The organism is Mesorhizobium metallidurans STM 2683, assembly GCF_000350085.1.
Lineage (GTDB): Bacteria > Pseudomonadota > Alphaproteobacteria > Rhizobiales > Rhizobiaceae > Mesorhizobium > Mesorhizobium metallidurans.
In genome coordinates this window covers 1-21,441 of sequence record NZ_CAUM01000150.1, presented here as the reverse complement: position 1 = coordinate 21,441, position 21,441 = coordinate 1, and the positions used below count along the sequence as shown (strand labels likewise).

The window sequence follows — 21,441 nt, the reverse complement described above, 5'->3', positions numbered from 1 at the left end:
CGGCCTCCTATGCCTGGCCGCGGGCGCGCTCGCGCAGGCGCAGCCAGTTCTTGATGAAGATGTTGGACAGGAAATAGGTGATCGCCCACAGGATGATCATCAGCGCTGCTGAACGGCCGACATTGGTCGACTGGAAGAAGTTGAGATAGGCCTCGACCTGGAAGACGGTCAGCGTGTCGCCAGGCCCTCCTTGAGTCATCGCATAGATGATGTCGAACTGCTGGATGGAATCGAGCAGGCGAAACAGCGTTGCCGTCAGGATATAGGGCGTCAGCATCGGCAGGGTGATGCGGAAGAAGACGAAGCTCCTCGGCACGCCGTCAAGTGCGGCCGCCTCGAAAGGCTGCGTCGGCAGACTGCGCAGGCCGGCAAGCAGCAGGATCATGATGAAGGGCGTGTAGACCCAGATATCGACCAGCACGACGGTGAAAAGCGCTGTCGACGGCGACGAGGCCCAGCGAAAATCCTGCAGACCGATGAGGCTGGCCAGGTAGCTCAGCACGCCGAAACCGGGATTGGTCATCAGCTTCCACATCAAGGCGGCAAGTGCGGGCGCCGTCATCAACGGCATCAACAGCATGATCGAGATGAAATTGTTCAGCGTCGAGCGCTTTTGCAGCAGCATGGCGATGGCAAGGCCGAGAAGCAGTTCGAGCACGACGGTGATGCCTGCATAGAGCAGCGATATCTGGAGCGTGTTCCAGAATTTCGGATCGGTGAAGAAGTTGAGGTAATTCTCGCCCCAGTTGAACTGCCGCGCCCAGGGCTGGCTCAGCCGGTAGCGCTGGAACGAATAGACCACCGAGGTCAGAAACGGGATCAGGATGCCGATGCAGACCAGCAAGGCCGGCAGGCTGAGCACATAGGGCAGCACCCGCTTGCTGATCCTGAAGCCGGAGGGCCTGTTTCTTTGCATTGTCGCAGCAGTCATCGTGGTTCACCCGTCATTCCTGTGCTTCGCCCTGCCGGCCGCCCAAGGGAGCAAGGCGGCCGGGTCGGGCGAATAGGCGGCACCGGGAGCGCCGCATCGCAAAACGTAGAAGTGCCTTGGCTGGCCCGCCCGAACGGGCCAGCCGTCGCTGGCCTAGCCGAGCCCGGCCTCCTTGAGCTGGCCGTTGATGCTCTCGGCCAGCTTGTCCAGGCCTTCGTCGACCGGCACTTCCTTGGCCACCATCTTCTGCAGTGTCGCCGCCCATTCGGTGGTGAGATCGAAGAACAGCGGCTGCGGCGTGAACTTGATGCTGGCTCCCGGCGCCGAAGCATCGAACATCTCGACATAACCGGGATAGCCCTTGTTCAGCTTCTCGCGGAACACCTCGTCCTTCCAGACCGACTGACGAACAGGATTGACGAAGTCCATCTTGGTGGCGCCGAACAGCGCATGCTCGGGTCCGGATGCCCATTGCATGAAGTACCAGGTGGCGTCCTTGTCCTTCGAGAAGTTGGACATCGACAGCGCCCAGATCCAGATGTTGGGCGTCGGCGCCTTGGCCGCGGGATTGGCCTTGAAGCCAGCGAAGGCCAGCTTGCCGGCCATCTTGTTGTCGCCGCCATTCATGAAGTAGCCGAGGATGTCGGCGTCGAAGATCATCGCCGAGGCGCCGGCGCCGAGATCGGTGCCGACCTGATACCAGGTGTAGGTCGACCAGTCCTTCGGGCCGCTCTCCTGGATCATCTGGACCCACTGCTTGTGGAAGGCCTTGGATTCGGCGGTGTTCATGGCAGCCGACAATTTTCCGTCAGCCGACAGATTCAAGTCCTTCTGGTCGAAGTTGGCGTAGGCCGACAGGAAGCCCGGATGGATCGTCGCCCAGGAGCGCGAGCCACGCACGCCGATGCCGTAGACGCCGCCACCGACGTCCTTGGTGAGCTTGGCCGCCGCGGCGACCATCTCGTCCATATTGCCGGGAACGGCGACGCCGGCCTTGTCAAACATGCCCTTGTTGTAGGTGATGTTGTTCTGTTCGAAGCCCCACGGAATGCACCACTGCTTGGCGTCCTCGGAACCGAGCGCACCGCCCGGCTGGCCATTCCAGGCACAGGACTTCCAGACGCCGGGCAGGAAGTCGTCCCAGGCATAGTTCGCATTGGTCTTGGCCGGATCCTTGACCCACTCGTTGAGATCGGTGATCCAGCCTGCCGGGCCGTATGTCCAGGTCATGTAGGCGCCGGTCATGAACGCATCGTATTCGGGCGAACTGGCCGAGAGCGCGGCTGTGACCTTGTCGAAATAGACGTCTTCCGGGAACACGTCATAGACGACATTCATGCCGGTCAACTGCTTGAAATTTTCGAGGTTGGCGATCATCGCATCGGCGTAAGGATGCTTGTTGAGCAAGAGCTTGATGGTCTTGCCCTGATGCGCCTTCCAGTCGAAATCCGCAGCCAGTGCCTGGGTCTGCCCCAGATTGAGCAGCGTGCCGGCCGTGCCGGCAGCAAGGCCCATTGCGCCAAGGCCCTTGATCAGCCCACGACGATCGACTTGTCCGCGCAGGAACGCATCAATCAGGTCTTTTTCTTTCTCGTGCATTTTTCTTCTCCTCCACAGGGTAGTTTCAACTTGGATGTTGCCGGCTACCCGACCGGCGTTTCTCCCACGAGCGCTCGCGCCGTCCGCTCATCGGTGACCAGGCCCTTGAGATAGCGGCCCTCCAACACCGATTTGATGGCACGAACCTTCACCTTGCCGCCGGCAACGGCGACAATCCTGCGATTGGCGATGTCTTCGCGCGCCAGCGCCAGCGCGCGGTTGGAAAGCGTCGTTTCGACTGCGCCTCCGGTGTCATCGAAGAAATGGCCGAGCAGTTCGCCAACGCCTCCCTTGCGACGGGTCTCCTCCATCTCGCCCTTCTCGATCATGCCGGTGGCGACAAGCGAGGCCTCGCGCTCGGCGGTGCCGATGCCGGCAATCAAAAGGTCGGCCGACCTGGCGAGATCGAAGACCTCGCTGATGCCCTTCTGGCCGAGCAGCACGGCCCGATCCTCGACCGTGTTGGCGAACATCGGCACCGGCATGACATAGGCTTCCGCGCCAGTGCGTTCGGCCAGGCGATGAATGACGTCGTGCGGGTTGGCCGAGAACTTGCGCGTCAAGCCGCCCAGCAGCGACACAAAGCGGATCCCGTCGGCCGCAATGCGCGGCAGATACTCCACGCAGGCGGCCAGCGTGCGGCCATGGCCGACGCCGATCAGCGTGCCCTCGCCGCGTTCGATCTCACGCTTGAGAAACTGCGCGCCGGCGATGCCGAGCGCCTTGAGCGGCAATTCTTCCGCATCGAAATCCGGGACGACTTCGCAATAATCGAGGCCGTACCGCCCGGACAGGTCGTCTTCGAGGGCGACGCATTCCGAGACTTCGCCGTCGATATAGACCTTGACCAGACCTTCCTGATTGGCCTTGGTGATGAGGCGGTGCGCCTTGAGGCTGGTCAGGCCGAGCCGCTTGGCGACCTCGGACTGGGTCAGCCCGCCGGCATAATGAAGCCAGGCGGCCCGTGTCGCCATGCTGGATTCATCGTCGCGCAGGAGACCGTTGCCAAAACCAACCATTTCCGCCCTATGATATTTTTATCAGTTGATGCGAAATTTTTCACAGGGCGCCGCCGAAGTCAAGCGCGGTGTGGTCTTGGAGACCAAAAACAGCGCCATCTCGCAGCAGCCAGGCGATCCTGGCGCAAGTGAAGACATATCGGCGAAACCGGCGGCTGTTTCACCTGGACGCCGCAATGGCGATCGAGTTGCCAAAGGTTTGACAAATGGCAGGCCGCGCCTATGGTCGGCCTGTTACAGGAGCGACGCATGGCGAAGACAACCGGCTGCATTTTTGACGGGGTTTCCGCACGTTCGCCCGACGGAAAGAATCGGCAGCAGCCGCTTTCTCAGCCTTCGCCCTTCCCTCTTCCGGATGCGTCGATGCGTCCGGCCCATGCATGTCCTTGAACCGCATGTCCCAGAGAATTGTCGCGCTTCTGTCGCGCCTTGAAGGGCGGCTGGACAGGTCCGCGATTGTCTCGGCAGAAGAGGCCGGACCGCGCTATCAAGAAGACCCCGACGGCAAGGACGGCGCGCCGCCGGCGATCGTCCTGCGTCCGCGCACGGCCGACGAGGTGTCGGACATTCTGCGACTATGCAACGAGGCCGGGCAGCGGCTTGTGGTCCAGGGCGGCCGAACCGGGCTTGCGGGTGCGGCGCGCATTCAGCCCGGCGAAGCGGTGCTGTCGCTGGAGCGCATGACGGCGGTCGCGGCTCCCGACCGCGAGACGGCGACGATCATCGCCGAGGCCGGCGCGCCGCTGCAGATAGTGCAGGATGCGGCCGACGCCGCAGGCTTGCTGTTCGGCGTCGACATCGGCGCGCGCGGCACATCCACTGTCGGCGGCAATATCGCCACCAACGCCGGCGGCATCCGCGTGCTGCGGTACGGCATGTACCGCGCGCAGGTGCTCGGGCTGGAAGCGGTGCTTGCCGACGGCAGCGTGCTCACGTCGCTCAAGGGCTTGCCCAAGGACAATTCCGGCTATGACCTCAACCAGATCTTCATCGGCAGCGAAGGCACGCTCGGTGTCGTCACGCGCGCCTGCCTGCGGCTGCATCCGAAACCGGCCACCGAGGTCAATGCCTTCTGCGCGCTGGCCTCGCTCGATGCGGCGATCGCGCTGCTTGCGCTGCTCAGGCGGAAGCTCGGGCCGCTGCTGTCGGCCTATGAGGTGAATTTCGCGCCGCTCTACGGCGCCATGGTCGCCGGCATGGACGCGCCGGCGCCGCTGCCGGTCGGCTCGCCCGTCTATGTGCTGGCCGAGATACAGGGCAACGAGCCCGATCGCGATGGCGACCGCTTTGCCGCGGTGCTGATGCAGGCGGTCGAGGACGGCGTGGTCGACGACGTGGTCGTCTCGCAGTCGCCGCGCGAATTCCGCGCGCTCTGGGCGGTGCGCGAAGACGCCAACCGCTTCCTGTTTTCGATGAAGGGCCTGATCGGCGTCGACATCAGCATCCCCCTGGCCAGGATGGGGATCTTCCTGCGGGAGGCGGAAGCGGCGATCCGGGCTGTCGACCCCAGCGCCGAGATCTATGTCTTCGGCCATCTCGGCGACGGCAATCTGCATTATCAGGTCGGCACCGTGGATCCGGCGGCGGCGTATGACATCATTTATCGTGGCGTCGCCGCTGCCGGCGGCGGCGTCTCGGCCGAACACGGCATCGGCCTCGACAAGAAGCAATGGCTGCACCTGGCGCGCAGCGATGCCGAGATCGCCGCCATGCGGCGCTTGAAAGCAGCCTTCGACCCGAACAATATCCTCAATGCCGGTCGCGTCTTCGATCTCGTATCGGCAGATGTTGTGCGCGATGGAGTGCCCCAATGACGGCTGCCGCTCTCCCGAAAACCGGACAGGCGAATGCGGTCCCGGCCAGCCTCGACGACCGCTACGCGCTCGAGCGCGGCCGCATCCTGGTCTCGGGCACGCAGGCGCTGGTGCGGCTGCCGCTGGTCCAGCGCCAGCGCGATCTTGCCGCCGGCCTCAATACCGCCGGCTATGTTTCGGGCTATCGCGGCTCGCCACTGGCCGGCTTCGACCGCGAGATGCAGCGCGCCGGCAAATATCTCAGGGCGAACCATGTCGTCTTCCATCCCGGCCTCAACGAGGACATGGCCGCGACCGCGGTCTGGGGTACGCAGCAGACCGGCATGTTCGCGGGTTCCCGCTACGATGGCGTGTTTTCCATGTGGTACGGCAAGGGTCCCGGCGTCGACCGGACCATGGATGTCATCCGCCACGCCAATGCCGTCGGCACCAATCGCCATGGCGGCGTGCTGCTTCTGGTCGGCGACGATCACGGCGCCGTCTCCTCGACGCTGCTGCACCAGAGCGAGCACAATCTGATCTCGGCCATGGTGCCGCTGCTGTCGCCGGGCGGCGTCGGCGAATATATCGACTACGGCCTGCTCGGCTGGGCGATGAGCCGTTACTCCGGCGCCTGGATCGGCTTCAAGTGCCAGACCGAGATCGTCGAATGCACGGCGACCGTCGATGTCGACCCGGCGCGGCTCGGCATCGTCATGCCGGAGCTGGCGCTGCCTGCCGACGGCCTGTCGCTGCGCTGGCCGGACGGCCCGCACGCAATGGAGCGCCGCATCGAACACAAGATGGCGGCGGTGCATGCCTTTGCCCACGCCAACGGCATCGACCGCATCGTGCACGGCGGCAGGGCGCGGCTCGGCATCGTCTCGACCGGCAAGTCCTGGCTCGACCTGCTCGGCGCGCTGTCGGCACTCGGCATCGATGAGCAACGCGCGGCCGAACTCGGCATCCGGCTGTACAAGGTCGGCATGGTCTGGCCGCTCGAGCCGCGAGGACTCAGGGCTTTCACTGAGGGGCTGGAGGAAATCCTCGTCGTCGAGGAGAAGCGGCCGGTGATCGAGGACCAGATCAAGGCGCTGCTGTTCAACGCACCGGATCGCCCGCGCGTCTTCGGCAAGACGGACGAGCGCGGCGCGCCGCTGCTGCCTTCGACTGGCGAGATCAGCGCCGTTTCGGTCGCCCGCGCCATCGTCTCGCGGCTCGGCGCGCCGGACGCGGAGCTTGGCCTGCATATGAAGACGATCGAGGCCGTTGCGGCGTCAGCATCCGGCGAGGTGATCGCGCTGAAGCGCGAGCCCTATTTCTGCTCCGGCTGCCCGCACTCGATCTCCACCGTGGTGCCCGACGGCAGCCGCGCCTCGACCGGCATCGGCTGCCACATGATGGTCATCGGCATGGAGCGCGAAACCTCCACCTTCACCCAGATGGGCGGCGAAGGCGGCGCGTGGATCGGCCTGTCGCCGTTCACCGACGAGAAGCACATTTTCGTCAATATGGGCGACGGCACCTATTTCCATTCCGGACTGCTGGCGATCCGAGCTGCGATCGCCGCCAAGGTCAGCGCCACCTACAAGATCCTCTACAACGATGCCGTCGCCATGACCGGCGGCCAGCGCCATGACGGCGAGGTTTCCGTGCCGTCCATCGTCGAGCAGACGCTGGCGGAAGGCGCGAAACGCGTCGTCGTGGTGTCCGAAAAGCCCGAGGCCTGGGCGGGCGTCCTGCCGCGATCCGTGACTGTCCACCATCGCGACGAGCTCGACGCCGTGCAGCGCGAGCTCAGGGAGATCGAGGGCGTGACGGTGCTGGTTTTCGACCAGGTCTGTGCCGCCGAAAAACGCCGCCGCCGCAAGCGCGGCGCCTATCCGGTCTCGCCAAAACGAACCTTCATCAATGAACTGGTCTGCGAAGGCTGCGGCGATTGCTCGGCCGTCTCCAACTGCATTTCGATCGAGCCCGAGGAAACCGAGTTCGGCCGCAAGCGCAGGATCAACCAGTCGAGCTGCAACACCGACCTGTCCTGCATCAAGGGCTTTTGTCCGAGCTTCGTGACGGTGGAAGGCGGCGCCATCCGCAAGCCGAAGGCGCGCGCGGTGGCGGCTGGTTCCGACGAGTTGCCGATGCCGGCGCTGCCGGCGCTCGATCGCCCCTACAACATGCTGCTGGCCGGCATTGGCGGCACCGGCGTCATCACGGTCAGCGCCATACTGTCCCAGGCAGCCCATCTCGACGGGCTCGGCCTGCTGACGCTCGACCAGACCGGGCTGGCGCAGAAGAACGGCGCGGTGGTTTCGCATATCAGGCTGGCGCGCGATCCCGATATGCTCAACGCGGTCAGGATCGGCCCCGGCGAGGCCGATCTGGTGCTTGGCTTCGACATCGTCGTGTCGGCGGCGGCAGCTTCGCTTGCGACCTTCGCGCATGGCCGCACAAGAGCCGTGCTCGACGATCATTTCGCGCCGACCGCGTCCTTCGTGCAGAACACCGCGATCGACTTCCGCCAGGAAGCGACGCTGAAGCAATTGCGCCGGGCGGCCGGCGAAGAGGCGATCACGTTGATCCCGGCGACCAGACTCGGCCTCGCGCTGATGGGCGACGCCATCGCCGCCAACATGTTCCTGCTTGGCAATGCCTGGCAGCGCGGACTGGTGCCGATCAGCCTGGAGGCGATCGAGAGAGCGATCGAGATGAACGGCGCCGGCGTCGCCATGAACCGCGCCGCCTTCGGCTGGGGCCGCCGCGCGGCGATCGACCTTGCGGCGGTGCTGGGTGCTGCGCAAACGGGTAGCACCGAGGCGCCAAAAGTAGAGACGCTCGATGAAATGATCGCGCGCCGGATGGCATTCCTGACCGGCTACCAGGACACCGCCTATGCGAACCGCTACCGCAAACTGGTCGACGCCGCCCGCGCCGCCGAAGCCGGAATGTCGTCTGGCGCCGAGGACTTCGCCAGGGCCGTGGCGATCGGCGCCTTCAAGCTGATGGCCTACAAGGATGAGTATGAAGTGGCGCGGCTGCATCGCGACCAATCCTTCAGGAAAAAACTGGCCGAACAGTTCGAGGGCGATTTCAGGATCAGGCATCATCTTGCGCCGCCGATGATCTCACGCATCGACCCGCGCACCGGCCATCCCGGCAAGATCGCCTTCGGCGCCTGGATCAACCCGGTCTTCGCCATGCTGGCGCGGTTGAAGGGCCTGCGTGGAACGCGCTTCGATCCGTTCGGGCGCACAGAAGAGCGGCGGATGGAACGGCGTCTGGTTGCCGATTATGAAGGGCTGATCTCGGATCTTTCGGCGCGGCTGACGCAAGGCAATCATGCCGTGGCGACCGAGCTTGCCCGGCTGCCGGAAGAGGTGCGCGGCTTCGGCCACGTCAAGCTGGCGGCGGTCGAACGCTTCGAGAAGAAGAAGGCGGCGCTGCTCGCAAAATTGGGCAAAGAAAGCCGCCTGGAAACAGCGGCTTAGGATGTGTTGATATTCAGGCCTTACTCAGACCTTTTCGAACGTTTGCGCTGCCCCTCACCTGCCTGCCGGCATCCTCTCCCCGTATAGTGACGGGGAGAGGGGCGCTCTCGTAGACGATTTCGCCAATCACAAGCGTTGCAAGAGGGCGCCGAAGTTGCGGCCAGCCCCCTTCTCCCCGTCACTATACGGGGAGAAGTGCCCGGCAGGGCGATGAGGGGCGGCGCTGAGGTCAACAATTGGCGAAAGCGCAGGGAACCTCATGCAGGCTGGAACTACTTGAATATCAACAGGCCCTAAGCGCCTCAGGAGATCACCAGCGCATCGAGAACGCAGACGCCTCTCTCGAACACGACGACCGGATTGAGGTCGACGGCCTCGATCAGGTGGCCGTAGCGGCCGGCGAAATTCGACAGCGCCACAATCGTCTCGACCAGCGCTTCCCGGTCGGCTGGCGGCGCACCGCGAAACCCCTTGAGCAGAGCGGCCAGCCGCGTCCGGTCGATCAGCGCTTCGGCGACATCGCGGTCGACCGGCAGCAGATCGAAAGCGGCGTCCTTGACCAGTTCGACCAGAACGCCGCCGATGCCGACGACAATTCCGAGGCCGAACGGCTCGTGCCGGACCAAGCCGACCAGCGCCTCGACGCCGCGCCCGGCCATTTCCTGCACGACGACGCCACGCAGATCCGCATCCGGCGCGTGAGCGCGAGCACTTTGCATGATCGCCGTGAAGGCTTCAGCCGCTTCGGCGGCACTGCCTATGCCGAGCCGCACGCCGCCGGCTTCGGTCTTGTGGGGAATGTCAGGCGATTCGATTTTCAGCACGACCGGAAAGCCGATCGCCTCGGCCGCCGCCACTGCATCCTGCGCGGTAACGGCCAGACGCTCGCGCGTCACTCTCAGCCCGTTCTCGGCCAGCCACTGCTTGGCCTCCCGCTCAGTCAATCTCTTGCCGGTGGCGAGACGCATTGCCCAGGGATCGTTTTCACCGGCCGGTTCGATCGCCGGGGCGTTCGGTATCGTGGCGCCGGTCGCGCCCAGCAGCCGCCGCACGGCATTGAGCGCGGCGCGCGTGCCGTTGAGCACCGGCACGCCTGCAAGCCGCTCCCTGACGGCTGGATGGTGCCCTGAGGACAGGTTGCTGATGAAGGCAACCGGAACCGTCGCGTCCTTCGCATAGGCGGCAACGGCGTCGGCAATGCCGGTGTATTCGGCAGCGCCCGTGGCGTCGAGGCCGACAGGCGCATCCTGCGCGGCGACGATCAGGCCGACGGCGGGATCCTGCGCCAGGATGTCGAGCACGCCGCGATAGATCGAACCATCGGCGAAAACCACGCCCGTCGTGTCGACCGGATTCCGCGGCGTGGCGAAGGGCGGCAGCAAGGCCTTCAGCCGCGCGATGGTGTCTTGCGAAAATTCCGGCAGGTCGATGCCGGCCTGGTCGGCGATGTCGGAGACATGGGCGACCCCGCCGCCGCTGACGCCGACAACCGCGACGCCCCTGCGCGCCGGTCTCGCCTTCAGCGACAGACAAAGCGTGGTGGTCTCGACGAACTCGTCCATGTCGGCGACCTCGATCACGCCGGTGCGCCGGAAAAAGGCTTCATAGGCCTCGTTGGCGGCGGCGAGCGAACCGGTATGCGCGGCGGCGGCTTCCGCGCCTTTGCTGGACTTGCCGGCGCGCAAGGCAATCACCTGCTTTCCGGCGGCATGCACCGCCTGCATCGCGGAGGTGAAGGCGGCGGGATCGCGGATCGCTTCCACGACAAGTCCGATGACGCGCGTCGCCTCATCACCGGCGAGATAGGAGAGATAATCGGGAAGATCGGTCGCAGCGCTGTTGCCGCAGGAGACAATGTGGCTCAGGCCGAAGCGTCCGGAATTGGCGAGTGCGATGGCGCTGGCGCCGGAATGCGACAGGATGGCAAGCTGGCCTTTCCTCAGATTGGGCGACAGCGTCGAGGAGTAAAGGGCGGCACCGCTTTGCAGATTGAACAGGCCGAGGCAGTTCGGCCCGCAGACCGCCATGCCGTATTTTCGCGCGATCCCAACCAGCGCCTGCTGGCGCGCCTTGCCGTCCCCGTCGGTCTCGGCAAAGCCGCTGGCCAGCACCACGGCCGCCTTGACGCCGGCCTTCCCTGCGTCTTCAAGCGCGTCCAGCACGTGCGCCGCGCCGATGCCGATCACCGCCATTTCGGCCGGCGCTTCGAGCCGGTCGAGCGAGGGAATGGCCGCGATGCCAAACACCGTTTCGGCCTTGGGATGCACGGGGATGATGGCGCCGGAAAATCCGAACGCCATCAAATTGCGCATGACATAGCTCGACGACGCATCGGCGCGTTCGGTGGCGCCGATGACGGCGACCGAACGCGGCGCCATCAGCGCCCGCATCGCCTCACGCGAAGCGGCAAAGCCGGTCACGGCTCAGTCGAGGCCCTTGAAGGGGCCGTCGCGGAAGGCGAGGTATTCCTTGAGGCTCATCTTGGCGAGGTTGGCCATCCATTCGCGGCCCCGTTTGGTGACATGAAGTGCCGCGATCGCCTCGATATTGTACTGGAAGGACGGCAGCAACCCGGCCACCATCTGCTGGTTGTTGATCGAGGCCTTGGTGAATTTCAACGCCGGCACCGGCATGCGCGCCAGCTTGCGGGCGAGGTTTTCGGTCTTTTCCTTCAACTGATCGGCCGGCACGATCCGGTTGATCAGATGCATGCGCAGCGCCTCCTCGGCGTCGACCAGATCGCCCGTATACATCAGCCAGCGCACGTCGCGCGTGGCAAGCAGCCAGGGCATCATCAGCGCCGGCGGGCCGGAATTGTGACGCACCTCCGGTTCGCCGAATTTCGCATTGTCGGCGGCGATCGCCAGGTCGCAGCACATCATCAGTTCCAGCGCACCGGCCAGCGCGTAGCCGTTGACCGACGCGATGACGGGGATCGGCGCGCGCCAGATGTTGAGCAGCGCTTCGGCGTTCTCGCCCATATCCGCGCGCCAGAAATCGATGTCGACGTCGAAGTCGCCGCCCTGCAGATCGTAGCCGGAGGAAAAGGCGCGGCCGGCGCCGGTGATCACCAGCGCATTGACGTCCGGATCGGCCACGGCGGCGGCGAGCGCCTTGTCGATCTCGCGGATCACCGTCTTGTTCATCGCATTGAGCTTGTCGGGACGATTGATGGTGATCGTCGCGAACTTGTCGGTCGCATCCTTCTCGTAAAGGATCGTCTCGTAGGTGGCCTGCGCGCTCATGCGGTTCTCCTGGATATGTCGAAAATCGGAGGAACGTTACAGCCGGCAAGGCGCCGACTGGTTCTTCGCCTCTACGCCGCCACGCGCTTCGATCCCGCATGCGCCACGGCGATGCGGGCGGCGAGTGCGGCGTTGTTGCGGACCAGCGCGATGTTGGCCTTCAGGCTGCGGCCTTGCGAGAGCTCGTTGATGCGGGCGAGCAGGAACGGCGTCAGATCCTTGCGGCCGATGCCGCGTTTCTCTGCTTCCGCCACCGCAGCCGCGATCGTGCCGTCGATGAAGGCTGGATCTAGCGCGTCCGCCTGCGGAATTGGATTGGCGATCAGGATGCCGGTGCCCGAGCCCATCTGCTCGTGCAGCAGCATGGCCCGCGCAATCTCCTCCGGCGTGTCGAAGCGATGATCGGCCTTGAGTCCGCTCGATCGCGTGTAGAAAGCCGGGAAGTCGTCGCTTTGGAAGGCAATCACCGGCACGCGCTGGGTCTCCAGATATTCCAGCGTCTTGGCGATATCGAGAATCGATTTCACGCCGGCGCAGACGACGGTCGTGCCGGTCTGGCCGAGTTCGGTCAGGTCGGCCGAAATGTCGAAAGTGGCTTCGGCGCCGCGATGCACGCCACCGACGCCGCCGGTGGCGAAAATGCCGATGCCGGCGAGCGCGGCGATCCGCATCGTCGCCGAGACCGTGGTTCCGGCCGAGCCGCCGCGCACCATGATGGCGGCGAGGTCGCGTCCGGATGCCTTGACCACGTCCTTCGCCGCTGCCAGTCGCTCCAGCTCATTGTCGTCCAGCCCGACCTTGATCTTGCCCGCGACCACGGCGATCGTGGCGGGCACGGCGCCGTTCTCGCGCACGACGGCTTCGACGCCGCGGGCGGTCTCAAGATTCGCGGGATAAGGCATGCCGTGGGTGATGATCGTCGATTCCAGCGCCACCACCGCGCGGCCTTCGCGAAGTGCTGCCGCAACCTCATCGTTCAGGTGAACAAGGGAAGAAGGTTTCATGGTCGTCTCGCTTTCGGGTCGTCTCGCCTTCAGGCGGGAATGCGGTACATGCCGGCGGTGAGGAAGCGCGGCGACAGATCGGGATGAACGCTGGATTCGCTCTCGGTGGTCAGCGTGGCGAGCAGCGCGCCGGTGCGCGCGGCATGCGGCACGGGATCCCCGGAAAGCACCTTGTACATGGTGCCGGCGATCATCGCATCGCCGGCGCCGGTGATGTCGACGGCGCGGGCCGGCACGGAGCGCATCGTCGCCACGCCGCTCTCGGTCGCCACCGCAAATCCATGCGCGCCCATCGTGACGATCACTTCGGCGGCACCGGCCGCGCGCAGCGCCGCTGCCGCCTCCTTCGGCTTCAGCCGCTTGTCGGCATCGGCGATGCCGAGCATCGAATTGGCCTCGTCGTGATTGGTGAACAGAAGGTCGATGCCGGTCAGGTCCTTAGGCAGGCGCGCCGATTTCGGCGACGATACGGTGTCGACGGCGAGCTTGAAGCGCGCGCCCTGCTTGCGCGACATCAGCGCCTCGATCGTCGCGGCCGGCAGGTTGCAGTCGATGAACACCCAGGTCGCCGAAGCGAGATGCGGCCAGAAGCGGTCGAGATAGGATGGCGAGAACAGATCGAAGATCTCCATATCGGCAATGCCGAGCACGAGATCGTTGTTGAGATCGAGGATGGCCGCATATTCGGCCGTCGGCCGCTCCGTTGTGGTGATGACCTGGCTGACATCGGCACCTAGGTCGCGCAGATGCCGCACCAGCGAGCGGCCGGTTTCGTCATCGCCGACAATCGAGACGAAGCTGACGTCGACGCCGAGGCGGACAAGGTTCTCGGCGACGTTGCGGGCGACGCCGCCGAAGCTGCGATAGCCGTCGACCGGGTTCGACGTCTCGAAGATCAGATCCTTCTTGGCGTGGTACTTGCGATCCAGAACCGCGCCGCCGATGCAGATCATGCGCTTGGAGGCTGGCAAGACATAGCCGCGGCCGAGAATGTAGCCCTTGTTGACAAGCTGCATGATGTGGGCCGCAACGGTGGAGCGGGCGATGCCGAGCGCGGTGGCTATGTCCTGCTGGCCGGCGAACGGGTTCGCCGCGATGAGATCCAGAACCGCCTGCTCCTGTGCTCCAAGGTCGTCCATCGTCCCCGTCCAATTCGTGGCTGAACATTTTCGATATGGACAACAACAGATGATCTTGTCAACATTCGTTTGTAGCTATAACGTTTCGTTCAACCGGCGTTTCCATCGTCTGTCCCGAAGGCGGAACAACAGGAAGGTGATCGCGATCATGCAGCCCGCACCTCAAGCCGAAGCAACAGATCAGGGAATCCCCGTCGTCGATGTCGGGCCTTTCATCCGCGGCGAGGCCGGCGCCGGCGCTGTCGTCAGGGCTATCGAGACCGCCTGCCGGGATACCGGTTTCTTCCTGGTCACCGGCCATGGCGTATCGCCGGAAAGGACGATGCGGCTCTACAATCTGGCGCGCGCCTTCTTCGATTTGCCCGAGGACTACAAGCGCGGCCATGGGCGTGGAACCGGCTTGACCGGCGGAATGGCCTTCTCGCCGATCGCCGATGAGGCGCTGGCCGCCACCAAGGGCATCAAGACGCCCGGCGACTACAAGGAAAGCCTGAATTTCGGCCTGCGCCTCGAGGGCGACACATGGCCTGGCCAGCCCGAAAACATCGAGAGCGCCTTTCGTGATTATTTCTCTGAGATGGAAACGCTGGCGAGGCATTTGCGCCGCATCTTCTGCCAGGCGATCGGGCTTGAACCCGACCATTTCGAGCCGGCCTTCGAGAACCATCTGTCGGCGCTGCGGGTCATCAACTATCCAGAGCAGGACGTGGATCCCCTGCCCGGCCAGCTTCGCGCCGGCGTCCACAGCGACTACGGCTTCATGACCATCCTGCGTTCGGAAGCCTCGTCCGGTGGCTTGCAGGTGCAGACGCGCGACGGCCGCTGGCTCGATGCGCCATCGATCGACGGCGCCTATGTCGTCAACATCGCCGACGCCTTCATGCGCTGGAGCAATGACGAATGGGTGTCGACGCCGCATCGCGTCGCCAATCCGCCCCGCAACAAGAAAGGCAGCTCGCGCCGCCAGTCGATCCCGTTCTTCGTCAATCCTGCCAAGGAGACGCTGATCTCCTGCCTGGAGCCGTTCTGCGCGAATGGCAAGCAGGCCAAATACGAGCCGATCACCTATGGAGACTATATCGAGATGAAGACCCGACAGGCTTTCGGCCGCTGACCGATGGAGGGCTTCGGCCGTCCCAAAGAACGAATCGATTAAAAGAAATCAACAAGGGGAATTGTGATGACGAAACTCACCAGACGACAGACGCTTGCCGGAATGGGCGCGCTCAGTGCGGCCGGACTGATCGGAATGCCTGCCATCGCGCAGGAAAAGACGCTGATCGTGCCGACGCTCGGCGGGGTCTGGGAGCAGTTCTGGCGCTCGACCATCGCACCAGCCTTCGAAAAGGCCTCCGGCGCCAAGGTGACGCTCGATGTCGGCAATGGCCGCGTCTTCGGCGCCAATCTGCGCGCCGCGGGCGTCGACAAGCCACCCTATTCGATCATCATGACCAATGAGGTCTTCGCCTCCGGCCTGCGCAAGGAGGGCTTCTTCGAAAAGCTCGATCTGACCAAGCTGCCGAATTACAACGACCTCTATCCTTTGGCCAAGATCGCCGACGGCTTTGGCGCCACCGGCGCCATCTCGCCGATCGGCATCGGCTACCGCACCGATCTGGTCAAGACGCCGCCCAAGGCCTGGAAGGACCTTTGGAACAACGAGGAATTCAAGGGCAAGATCGGCCTCTATAATTTCGCCAACAGCGCCGGCAAGATGGAGCTGCTGCTGGCCTCGAAGATCTTCGGCAAGGACCAGTACGATGTCGATGCCGGCTTTGACGCGCTCGCCAAGCTGGGCCAGGTGATCCAGGTCGACTTCAACCTGTCCACGGCCCTGTCGTCGGGCGAAATCGTCGTCGCGCCGTTCGATTTCGGCGAGATCGCGCGGCTGCGCAAGCAGGGCCTGCCGGTCGATTGCGTCGTTCCCGAGGAAGGCATGTTCATGTTCGACCAGACGGTCTCGATCCTGGCCAATGGACCGGAAAAGGAGCTCGCCTATCAATATGCTGACTTCCTGCTGTCGCCGGAAACCCAGATGCTGATGGCGAAGGAATTCTTCGTGTCGCCGACGAACTCGAAGGTGATCATTCCCGACGACCTCAAGGCCGATGTCCCGGTCTCCGGCGAGGCAATGACCAAGATCCTCACCTGGGACTGGGATTTCGTCAACGAGAAGCAGGCCGAGCTGGCCGAGCGCTGGGCCAAGACGATCCTTTAAGGCTGATATTGAACCGGGATTGGCGCGTCTCGCTTTCAGGGCGCGCCTCCCGCCAGCCGCGCCGCATCTGCGGTGGCGGTCGATCGCCTGTGAAGTGGAGCATTCATGACCGAGGTTAGCATCGAGCGGCTGACCAAGACCTTCGGCAGCGCACGCGCGGTCGATGGCATCTCGATCCGCATCGCCGATGGCGAGTTCATTTCGCTGCTCGGCCCGTCGGGCTGCGGCAAGACGACGACGCTGAAGATGATCGCCGGCTTCGAGGAGGCGAGCGAAGGCGCGATCCGCTTTGACGGCAAGGATGTTGTCAACGTGCCGGCCGAAAAGCGTGACATCGGCATGGTGTTCCAGAACTACGCGCTGTTTCCGCATATGACGGTGGACCAGAACCTCGCCTTCGGGCTGGAGATGCGCAAGATCGCCAAGCCCGAAATGCGCAGCCGCATCGCTGAGGTGCTCGACATGGTGCAGCTCGGCGGCTATTCCGACCGCTATCCGAACCAGCTTTCGGGCGGCCAGCAGCAGCGCGTGGCGCTGGCGCGGGCGCTGGTCATCGAGCCGAAGATCCTGCTGCTCGACGAGCCGCTCGCCAATCTCGACGCCAAGCTACGCGAGGAAATGCGCGTCTTCATCCGCGATTTGCAGCGGCGCGTCGGCATCACCACGGTCTATGTCACGCATGACCAAGCCGAGGCGATGACCATGTCCGACCGGGTGGTGGTGATGTTCGGCGGCCGCATCGCCCAGATCGGCCCGCCGTCCGACATCTATGAGCGCCCCGAAAACCTCGAAGTGGCGCAGTTCGTCGGCCAGGTGAACCTGATCAAGGGCACGATCGCCGGTGCGGCTGGACCCGGCAAGAGCCGTGTCGCGTGCGTATTTGGCGACGTCACCGTCGACAGCCGCACGGACCACACGCCGGGGGCCGCGGTCACGTTGTCGCTTCGTCCGGAGGCGATCGAACTCAAACCCGCTGGCCAGGGCGGTGCGCAGGGCAAGGTCACGGCGCGCTACTATTCCGGCAGCATCATCGACTACCGCATCGCGCTGGATTCGGGCGAGACGCTGCACGTCCAGACCTTTCCAAACATCAGGATTGCCGAAGGCGACCGTGTCAGCGTGCATGCGCCGGCGGATGGATTCTGGCTGCTCGGGGCAGCCAAATGACGCCGATGCGCCGCAAGGGCCTTGGACCGCTGATCCTGATCGCGCCGGCGGCCGTGCTGCTCGGCGTATTCCTGGTCCTGCCCTATCTCAACATCGTGGTGATGAGCTTTCGCATGCCGGGGCAAGGCACGCCTTACGGTCCGGGCTATACGATCGGCAATTACACGAAGTTCTTCGCCGACAGTTTCTATCTGCTCCAGGTCGCCAACACGCTGTGGATCGGCCTCGTCACCACCGCCATCTGCCTCGTCGTGGGCTTTCCCGTCGCCTGGCAACTGGCGCGCGGCGCCATGCGTTTTCGCGCCCTGGCCTACGGGCTGGTGCTGTCGCCGCTGCTGGTCGGCATCGTTATCCGCTCCTATGGCTGGACGATCCTTCTGGGCAATGCCGGCCTCATCAACCGCATGCTGACCGGCATGGGCCTGATCGATCGACCGCTGCCGCTGATGTACAATGCGCTCGGCATCGTCATCGCGCTGGTGCACGTCTTTCTGCCCTTCATGATCCTGCCGATCATGGCGGCGATCCAGGGCGTCGACCCGTCGCTGGAATCGGCGGCGCGCTCGCTCGGCGCGTCGCGCTTCACCGCTTTCCGCCGCATCGTCCTGCCGCTATGCACGCCGGGTATCCAGGCCGGCTGCATCCTCGTCTTCGTCTTGTCGCTCAGCGCCTATGTGACCCCGTCGCTGATCGGCGGACTCAGGGTCAAGACCATGGCCGTCACCGTCGTCGATGCGCTGATCGACACGTTCCAGTGGCCATGGGGCTCGGCGCTGGCGCTGATGCTGTCGGCCACCGGCGCGCTCTGCGTCGTCATTTTCGCGCGGCTGACGCGCATGAAATGGAAAGTGGCGCGACCATGAAGCGACCGGTGCTCACGCTCTACTGCCTGCTGGTCTATGCATTCCTGCTGGCGCCCATCCTGGTGGTTGTCGGCGCTTCCTTCAACGCCGGCAATTTCCTGACATTCCCGCCGCAGGGCCTGTCGCTGCGCTGGTATGTGACCTTCTTCCACAATGACGTGTTCATGCGCGCGATCCGCACCTCGCTCTGGGTGGCGGCGGTGGCGACCGTCATTTCCGGAACCATCGGCACCATGGCCGCGCTCTATTATGTCCAGCATGCCGGCCGCTGGAAGGAAGCGGTGCGCATCGCCATGCTGGCGCCGCTGCTGCTGCCGGAAGTGCTGACGGCGATCGCGCTGCTGTTCTTCGTCTATGCGATCGGCATCGGCACCACGACCATGATCGGCATGGTCGCCGGCCATGTGTTGATCACCCTGCCGTTCGTCTTCATCAACGTTTCGGCCTCGCTGGAAAGCTTCGATCCGTCCTGGGACATGGCGGCGCGCTCGCTGGGCGCCGACCGCCTGACAAGGTTCCGGCGCATCATGCTGCCGCTGATCAAGCCGGGCGTCATCGGCGGCGCGCTGTTTGCCTTCATCATATCCTTCGACACCTTCACCATCTCTTTCATGCTGAAGGGGATCGGGACGTCGACGCTGCCGATCCAGCTCTTCGATTATCTGCGTACCAATTTCACGCCGGAAGCGGCAGCCGTCTCGACCGTGTCGATCGCGCTGACGCTGGTGGTGGTGATCGTGTCGGAGAAGGTCCTGGGGCTGCGCATCCACCGTTTCTGACCGATCGCGCATTGGCCCGAGCAGCGCTAAGCAGGGCAAATCTCGACAGCGGCACTTGCAGGCGCGTTCGCGCTCTGATTCCTTGATGGTGGGGAGCATGGCCTGATTCGCGAGCTTGCTGCATCGGATCCCAGACGGTTTCGCAAAAGCACCTGATTGCTTGCAGCGCCCAGAATTTTCAACGGAGGGACGGGCAGTGAACGCCAAGAAGAGGCCGGAAATCTCCGAGATGAGACCGCAGATAACCGTTATCGGGGTCGGCGGCGGCGGTGGCAACGCCGTCAACAACATGATCGCCGAAGGCCTGCAGGGCGCGGAGTTCATCGTCGCCAACACCGATGCCCAGGCGCTCACCATGTCGAAGGCATCCCGGCTGATCCAGCTGGGAGCCCATGTGACGGAAGGCCTGGGCGCCGGATCCCTGCCCGAGGTCGGCCGTGCGGCAGCCGAAGAAACGATCGACGAGATCATGGACCATCTTGCGGGAACGCATATGTGTTTCGTGACGGCAGGCATGGGCGGCGGAACCGGTACTGGTGCCGCACCTGTCATCGCGCAGGCTGCGCGGGCAGCGGGCATTCTGACGGTGGCGGTCGTGACCAAGCCCTTTACCTTCGAAGGAAAACGCCGGATGCAATCGGCCGACGAAGGCATCGAACGGCTGCGCGAGAGCGCCGATACGGTGATCGTCATCCCGAACCAGAATCTCTTCAGGGTCGCCGATGCCAAGACGACGTTCGCGGACGCCTTCATCATGGCGGACCGCGTCCTCTATGCGGGTGTCGGCTGCATCACCGACCTCATCGTCAAGGAAGGGCTGATCAATCTCGACTTCGCCGACGTGAAATCCGTGATGCGCGACATGGGCCGCGCAATGATGGGCACAGGCGAAGCCACGGGCGAAGACCGCGCCAGGAAAGCGGCCGAAGCGGCAATCGCCAACCCGCTCCTGGACGAGGCCTCCATGGCTGGGGCCAAGGGTGTCCTTGTCTCGATATCGGGTGGCACCGACATGACGCTGTTCGAGGTCGATGAAGCGGCTACCCGTATACGAGAAGAGGTCGACACCGACGCCGATATCATCGTCGGTGCCATTTTCGACAAGGCGCTGGCGGGAAAATTCAGGGTGTCGGTAGTCGCGACGGGGTTGCGCCAGGGCACGGAAGTGTTTCAGCTCGGGCGGATGACCGCTTGAGCGTTTGAGTTGGCAATCCAGCCTTCATACAGCGTTATGAGGACCGGTCCGCCTTCAGCACCGACACCGCCATCTCGCTGTTGTGGACATAGTCATTGGCGTCCGGCTGCCTCTGCACCAGCAGGATGAACAGCAGGTCGGTCAGCGTGAGCTGTGCGTCGCGCGCGGTGATCGAGGAAGAACGCGCGCGCTCCTCGTCGGCGATGGTGTAGAGGCGGATGTCGGCGACGCGGCTCAGCGGATTGTCATGCAGGCCGGTGACGGCGATTACCGTGGTGCCGCGCTTGCGGGCAAGTTCGGCGATGCGCAGGGTTTCGATGCTGGCGCCGGAATAGGAGAGCGCGAACAGCACGTCGCCGGGTCCGAGCGTCGAGACATTGGCCATCTGCACATGGCTGTCGCTGTCGTGCAGGACATTGCGGCCGAGCTTCATCAGCTTGTAGGAGAAATCGCGCGCCACCAGCGAGGAGGCGCCGACGCCGACCAGATGGATGCGGCGCGCGCCATCCAGCATTTCCAGCGCCCTGGAGATGACCCGCTCGCTGTTGGCGGCGACGGTCTGCTGCATCGACAGAAGCTTGCTGCCGATCAGCTTCTTCAGGATGACCTGGAAGCTGTCGCCGACCTCGATCGAGCCGTGGATCACGCCGGCCGGCACCTGCCATTCCTGCGCCTTGGCCTCGGAGACCGCGAGCTTGAGTTCCTGGTAACTGGCATAGCCGAGCTTCTGGCTGAATTTGACGACGCTCGACTGGCTGCGGCCGATCTCGGCGGCGAGTGCCGCCGTCGACAGGCGCAGCATCTGGTCGGGATTGCCGACGATATATTGCCCGATCTCGCGATCGCCGGGCGCCATCGCTTCGAGCTTGGCCTCGATCTTCTTCAGGACAGACATGCATTCCCCCGCGGCGTTGACGATGCCGGCGGATGGCCGGCTATCGGCGATGCGATTTCAAGGAATAAATTATTCCAAATCCAATTGACAGCCAAGAATGATCGATCGA

16 protein-coding genes are annotated in these 21,441 nt (G+C 64.2%); 8 read left to right on the top strand and 8 right to left on the bottom strand.

The annotated features are described in order from the left end of the window. Positions 1–7: 7 nt before the first annotated feature. The 3 genes from MESS2_RS26920 to MESS2_RS26910 all read right to left on the bottom strand — a co-directional run bounded on the left by MESS2_RS26920 (position 8) and on the right by MESS2_RS26910 (position 3,549). Complete coding sequence (locus MESS2_RS26920; RefSeq protein ID WP_008877749.1) at positions 8–931, bottom strand: carbohydrate ABC transporter permease; 924 nt, start codon at positions 929–931, stop codon at positions 8–10. A gap of 153 nt (positions 932–1,084) precedes the next feature. Further along, positions 1,085–2,530 (bottom strand): ABC transporter substrate-binding protein, encoded by a 1,446-nt coding sequence (locus MESS2_RS26915; RefSeq protein ID WP_008877748.1) that lies wholly within the window; start codon positions 2,528–2,530, stop codon positions 1,085–1,087. Positions 2,531–2,574: 44 nt separating this feature from the next. Next, a complete protein-coding gene (locus tag MESS2_RS26910) occupies positions 2,575–3,549 on the bottom strand; it encodes a sugar-binding transcriptional regulator (protein ID WP_008877747.1) in 975 nt (324 codons plus the stop codon). Positions 3,550–3,944: 395 nt separating this feature from the next. Between MESS2_RS26910 and MESS2_RS26905 the strand changes: the two genes are divergently transcribed. Both MESS2_RS26905 and MESS2_RS26900 read left to right on the top strand, forming a co-directional pair. Further along, on the top strand, positions 3,945–5,363 hold the full coding sequence (locus tag MESS2_RS26905; protein ID WP_083918701.1) for an FAD-binding oxidoreductase: 1,419 nt from the start codon (positions 3,945–3,947) through the stop codon (positions 5,361–5,363). Then, positions 5,360–8,827: an indolepyruvate ferredoxin oxidoreductase family protein gene (locus MESS2_RS26900; RefSeq protein WP_008877744.1), complete on the top strand. Its 3,468-nt coding sequence runs from the start codon at positions 5,360–5,362 to the stop codon at positions 8,825–8,827. Before MESS2_RS26905 ends, MESS2_RS26900 begins: the two co-directional genes overlap by 4 nt. 302 nt (positions 8,828–9,129) lie before the next feature. Here the strand turns inward: MESS2_RS26900 and MESS2_RS26895 are convergent, their stop codons facing one another. The 4 genes from MESS2_RS26895 to MESS2_RS26880 form a co-directional block, all read right to left on the bottom strand. Next, the gene (locus MESS2_RS26895; protein ID WP_008877743.1) at positions 9,130–11,247 is read right to left on the bottom strand and encodes an acetate--CoA ligase family protein; all 2,118 of its coding nucleotides are present in this window, start codon (positions 11,245–11,247) and stop codon (positions 9,130–9,132) included. A gap of 3 nt (positions 11,248–11,250) precedes the next feature. Next, complete coding sequence (locus MESS2_RS26890) at positions 11,251–12,072, bottom strand: enoyl-CoA hydratase/isomerase family protein (protein WP_008877742.1); 822 nt, start codon at positions 12,070–12,072, stop codon at positions 11,251–11,253. A 71-nt stretch (positions 12,073–12,143) separates the two neighbouring features. Continuing rightward, positions 12,144–13,076, bottom strand: coding sequence for a pseudouridine-5'-phosphate glycosidase (locus MESS2_RS26885; RefSeq protein ID WP_008877741.1), 933 nt, complete (start codon positions 13,074–13,076; stop codon positions 12,144–12,146). A gap of 29 nt (positions 13,077–13,105) precedes the next feature. Further along, positions 13,106–14,215, bottom strand: a complete 1,110-nt coding sequence (locus MESS2_RS26880; RefSeq protein ID WP_008877740.1) for a carbohydrate kinase — start codon at positions 14,213–14,215, stop codon at positions 13,106–13,108. A 148-nt stretch (positions 14,216–14,363) separates the two neighbouring features. Between MESS2_RS26880 and MESS2_RS26875 the strand changes: the two genes are divergently transcribed. The 6 genes from MESS2_RS26875 (at position 14,364) to ftsZ (ending at position 20,437) form a co-directional block, all read left to right on the top strand. Beyond that, positions 14,364–15,329 carry an isopenicillin N synthase family dioxygenase gene (locus MESS2_RS26875; RefSeq protein ID WP_008877739.1) on the top strand — a complete coding sequence of 322 codons (966 nt, stop codon included), beginning with the start codon at positions 14,364–14,366 and terminating at the stop codon, positions 15,327–15,329. A gap of 66 nt (positions 15,330–15,395) precedes the next feature. Beyond that, a complete protein-coding gene (locus MESS2_RS26870) occupies positions 15,396–16,433 on the top strand; it encodes an ABC transporter substrate-binding protein (protein WP_008877738.1) in 1,038 nt (345 codons plus the stop codon). Positions 16,434–16,538: 105 nt separating this feature from the next. Next, positions 16,539–17,600, top strand: coding sequence for an ABC transporter ATP-binding protein (locus MESS2_RS26865; protein WP_008877737.1), 1,062 nt, complete (start codon positions 16,539–16,541; stop codon positions 17,598–17,600). Further along, on the top strand, positions 17,597–18,463 hold the full coding sequence (locus MESS2_RS26860) for an ABC transporter permease (protein WP_008877736.1): 867 nt from the start codon (positions 17,597–17,599) through the stop codon (positions 18,461–18,463). The genes MESS2_RS26865 and MESS2_RS26860 overlap by 4 nt, the downstream gene beginning before the upstream one ends. Beyond that, positions 18,460–19,242, top strand: coding sequence for an ABC transporter permease (locus tag MESS2_RS26855; protein WP_008877735.1), 783 nt, complete (start codon positions 18,460–18,462; stop codon positions 19,240–19,242). Before MESS2_RS26860 ends, MESS2_RS26855 begins: the two co-directional genes overlap by 4 nt. A 229-nt stretch (positions 19,243–19,471) precedes the next feature. Then, positions 19,472–20,437, top strand: coding sequence for a cell division protein FtsZ (ftsZ, locus tag MESS2_RS26850; RefSeq protein WP_083918703.1), 966 nt, complete (start codon positions 19,472–19,474; stop codon positions 20,435–20,437). Between the two features lie 34 nt (positions 20,438–20,471). Here the strand turns inward: ftsZ and MESS2_RS26845 are convergent, their stop codons facing one another. Next, positions 20,472–21,332 (bottom strand): MurR/RpiR family transcriptional regulator, encoded by an 861-nt coding sequence (locus tag MESS2_RS26845; protein WP_008877733.1) that lies wholly within the window; start codon positions 21,330–21,332, stop codon positions 20,472–20,474. Positions 21,333–21,441: the final 109 nt, after the last annotated feature.

What these genes read in the sequence shown, in the direction of transcription:
- MESS2_RS26885 (WP_008877741.1), bottom strand. Translation starts at nt 13,076, where the DNA reads ATGAAACCTTCTTCCCTTGTTCACCTGAACGATGAGGTTGCGGCAGCA.
- ftsZ (WP_083918703.1), top strand. Translation starts at nt 19,472, where the DNA reads ATGAGACCGCAGATAACCGTTATCGGGGTCGGCGGCGGCGGTGGCAAC.
- MESS2_RS26855 (WP_008877735.1), top strand. Translation starts at nt 18,460, where the DNA reads ATGAAGCGACCGGTGCTCACGCTCTACTGCCTGCTGGTCTATGCATTC.
- MESS2_RS26845 (WP_008877733.1), bottom strand. Translation starts at nt 21,332, where the DNA reads ATGTCTGTCCTGAAGAAGATCGAGGCCAAGCTCGAAGCGATGGCGCCC.
- MESS2_RS26910 (WP_008877747.1), bottom strand. Translation starts at nt 3,549, where the DNA reads ATGGTTGGTTTTGGCAACGGTCTCCTGCGCGACGATGAATCCAGCATG.
- MESS2_RS26890 (WP_008877742.1), bottom strand. Translation starts at nt 12,072, where the DNA reads ATGAGCGCGCAGGCCACCTACGAGACGATCCTTTACGAGAAGGATGCG.
- MESS2_RS26900 (WP_008877744.1), top strand. Translation starts at nt 5,360, where the DNA reads ATGACGGCTGCCGCTCTCCCGAAAACCGGACAGGCGAATGCGGTCCCG.
- MESS2_RS26880 (WP_008877740.1), bottom strand. Translation starts at nt 14,215, where the DNA reads ATGGACGACCTTGGAGCACAGGAGCAGGCGGTTCTGGATCTCATCGCG.
- MESS2_RS26860 (WP_008877736.1), top strand. Translation starts at nt 17,597, where the DNA reads ATGACGCCGATGCGCCGCAAGGGCCTTGGACCGCTGATCCTGATCGCG.
- MESS2_RS26920 (WP_008877749.1), bottom strand. Translation starts at nt 931, where the DNA reads ATGACTGCTGCGACAATGCAAAGAAACAGGCCCTCCGGCTTCAGGATC.
- MESS2_RS26905 (WP_083918701.1), top strand. Translation starts at nt 3,945, where the DNA reads ATGTCCCAGAGAATTGTCGCGCTTCTGTCGCGCCTTGAAGGGCGGCTG.
- MESS2_RS26915 (WP_008877748.1), bottom strand. Translation starts at nt 2,530, where the DNA reads ATGCACGAGAAAGAAAAAGACCTGATTGATGCGTTCCTGCGCGGACAA.
- MESS2_RS26865 (WP_008877737.1), top strand. Translation starts at nt 16,539, where the DNA reads ATGACCGAGGTTAGCATCGAGCGGCTGACCAAGACCTTCGGCAGCGCA.
- MESS2_RS26870 (WP_008877738.1), top strand. Translation starts at nt 15,396, where the DNA reads ATGACGAAACTCACCAGACGACAGACGCTTGCCGGAATGGGCGCGCTC.
- MESS2_RS26875 (WP_008877739.1), top strand. Translation starts at nt 14,364, where the DNA reads ATGCAGCCCGCACCTCAAGCCGAAGCAACAGATCAGGGAATCCCCGTC.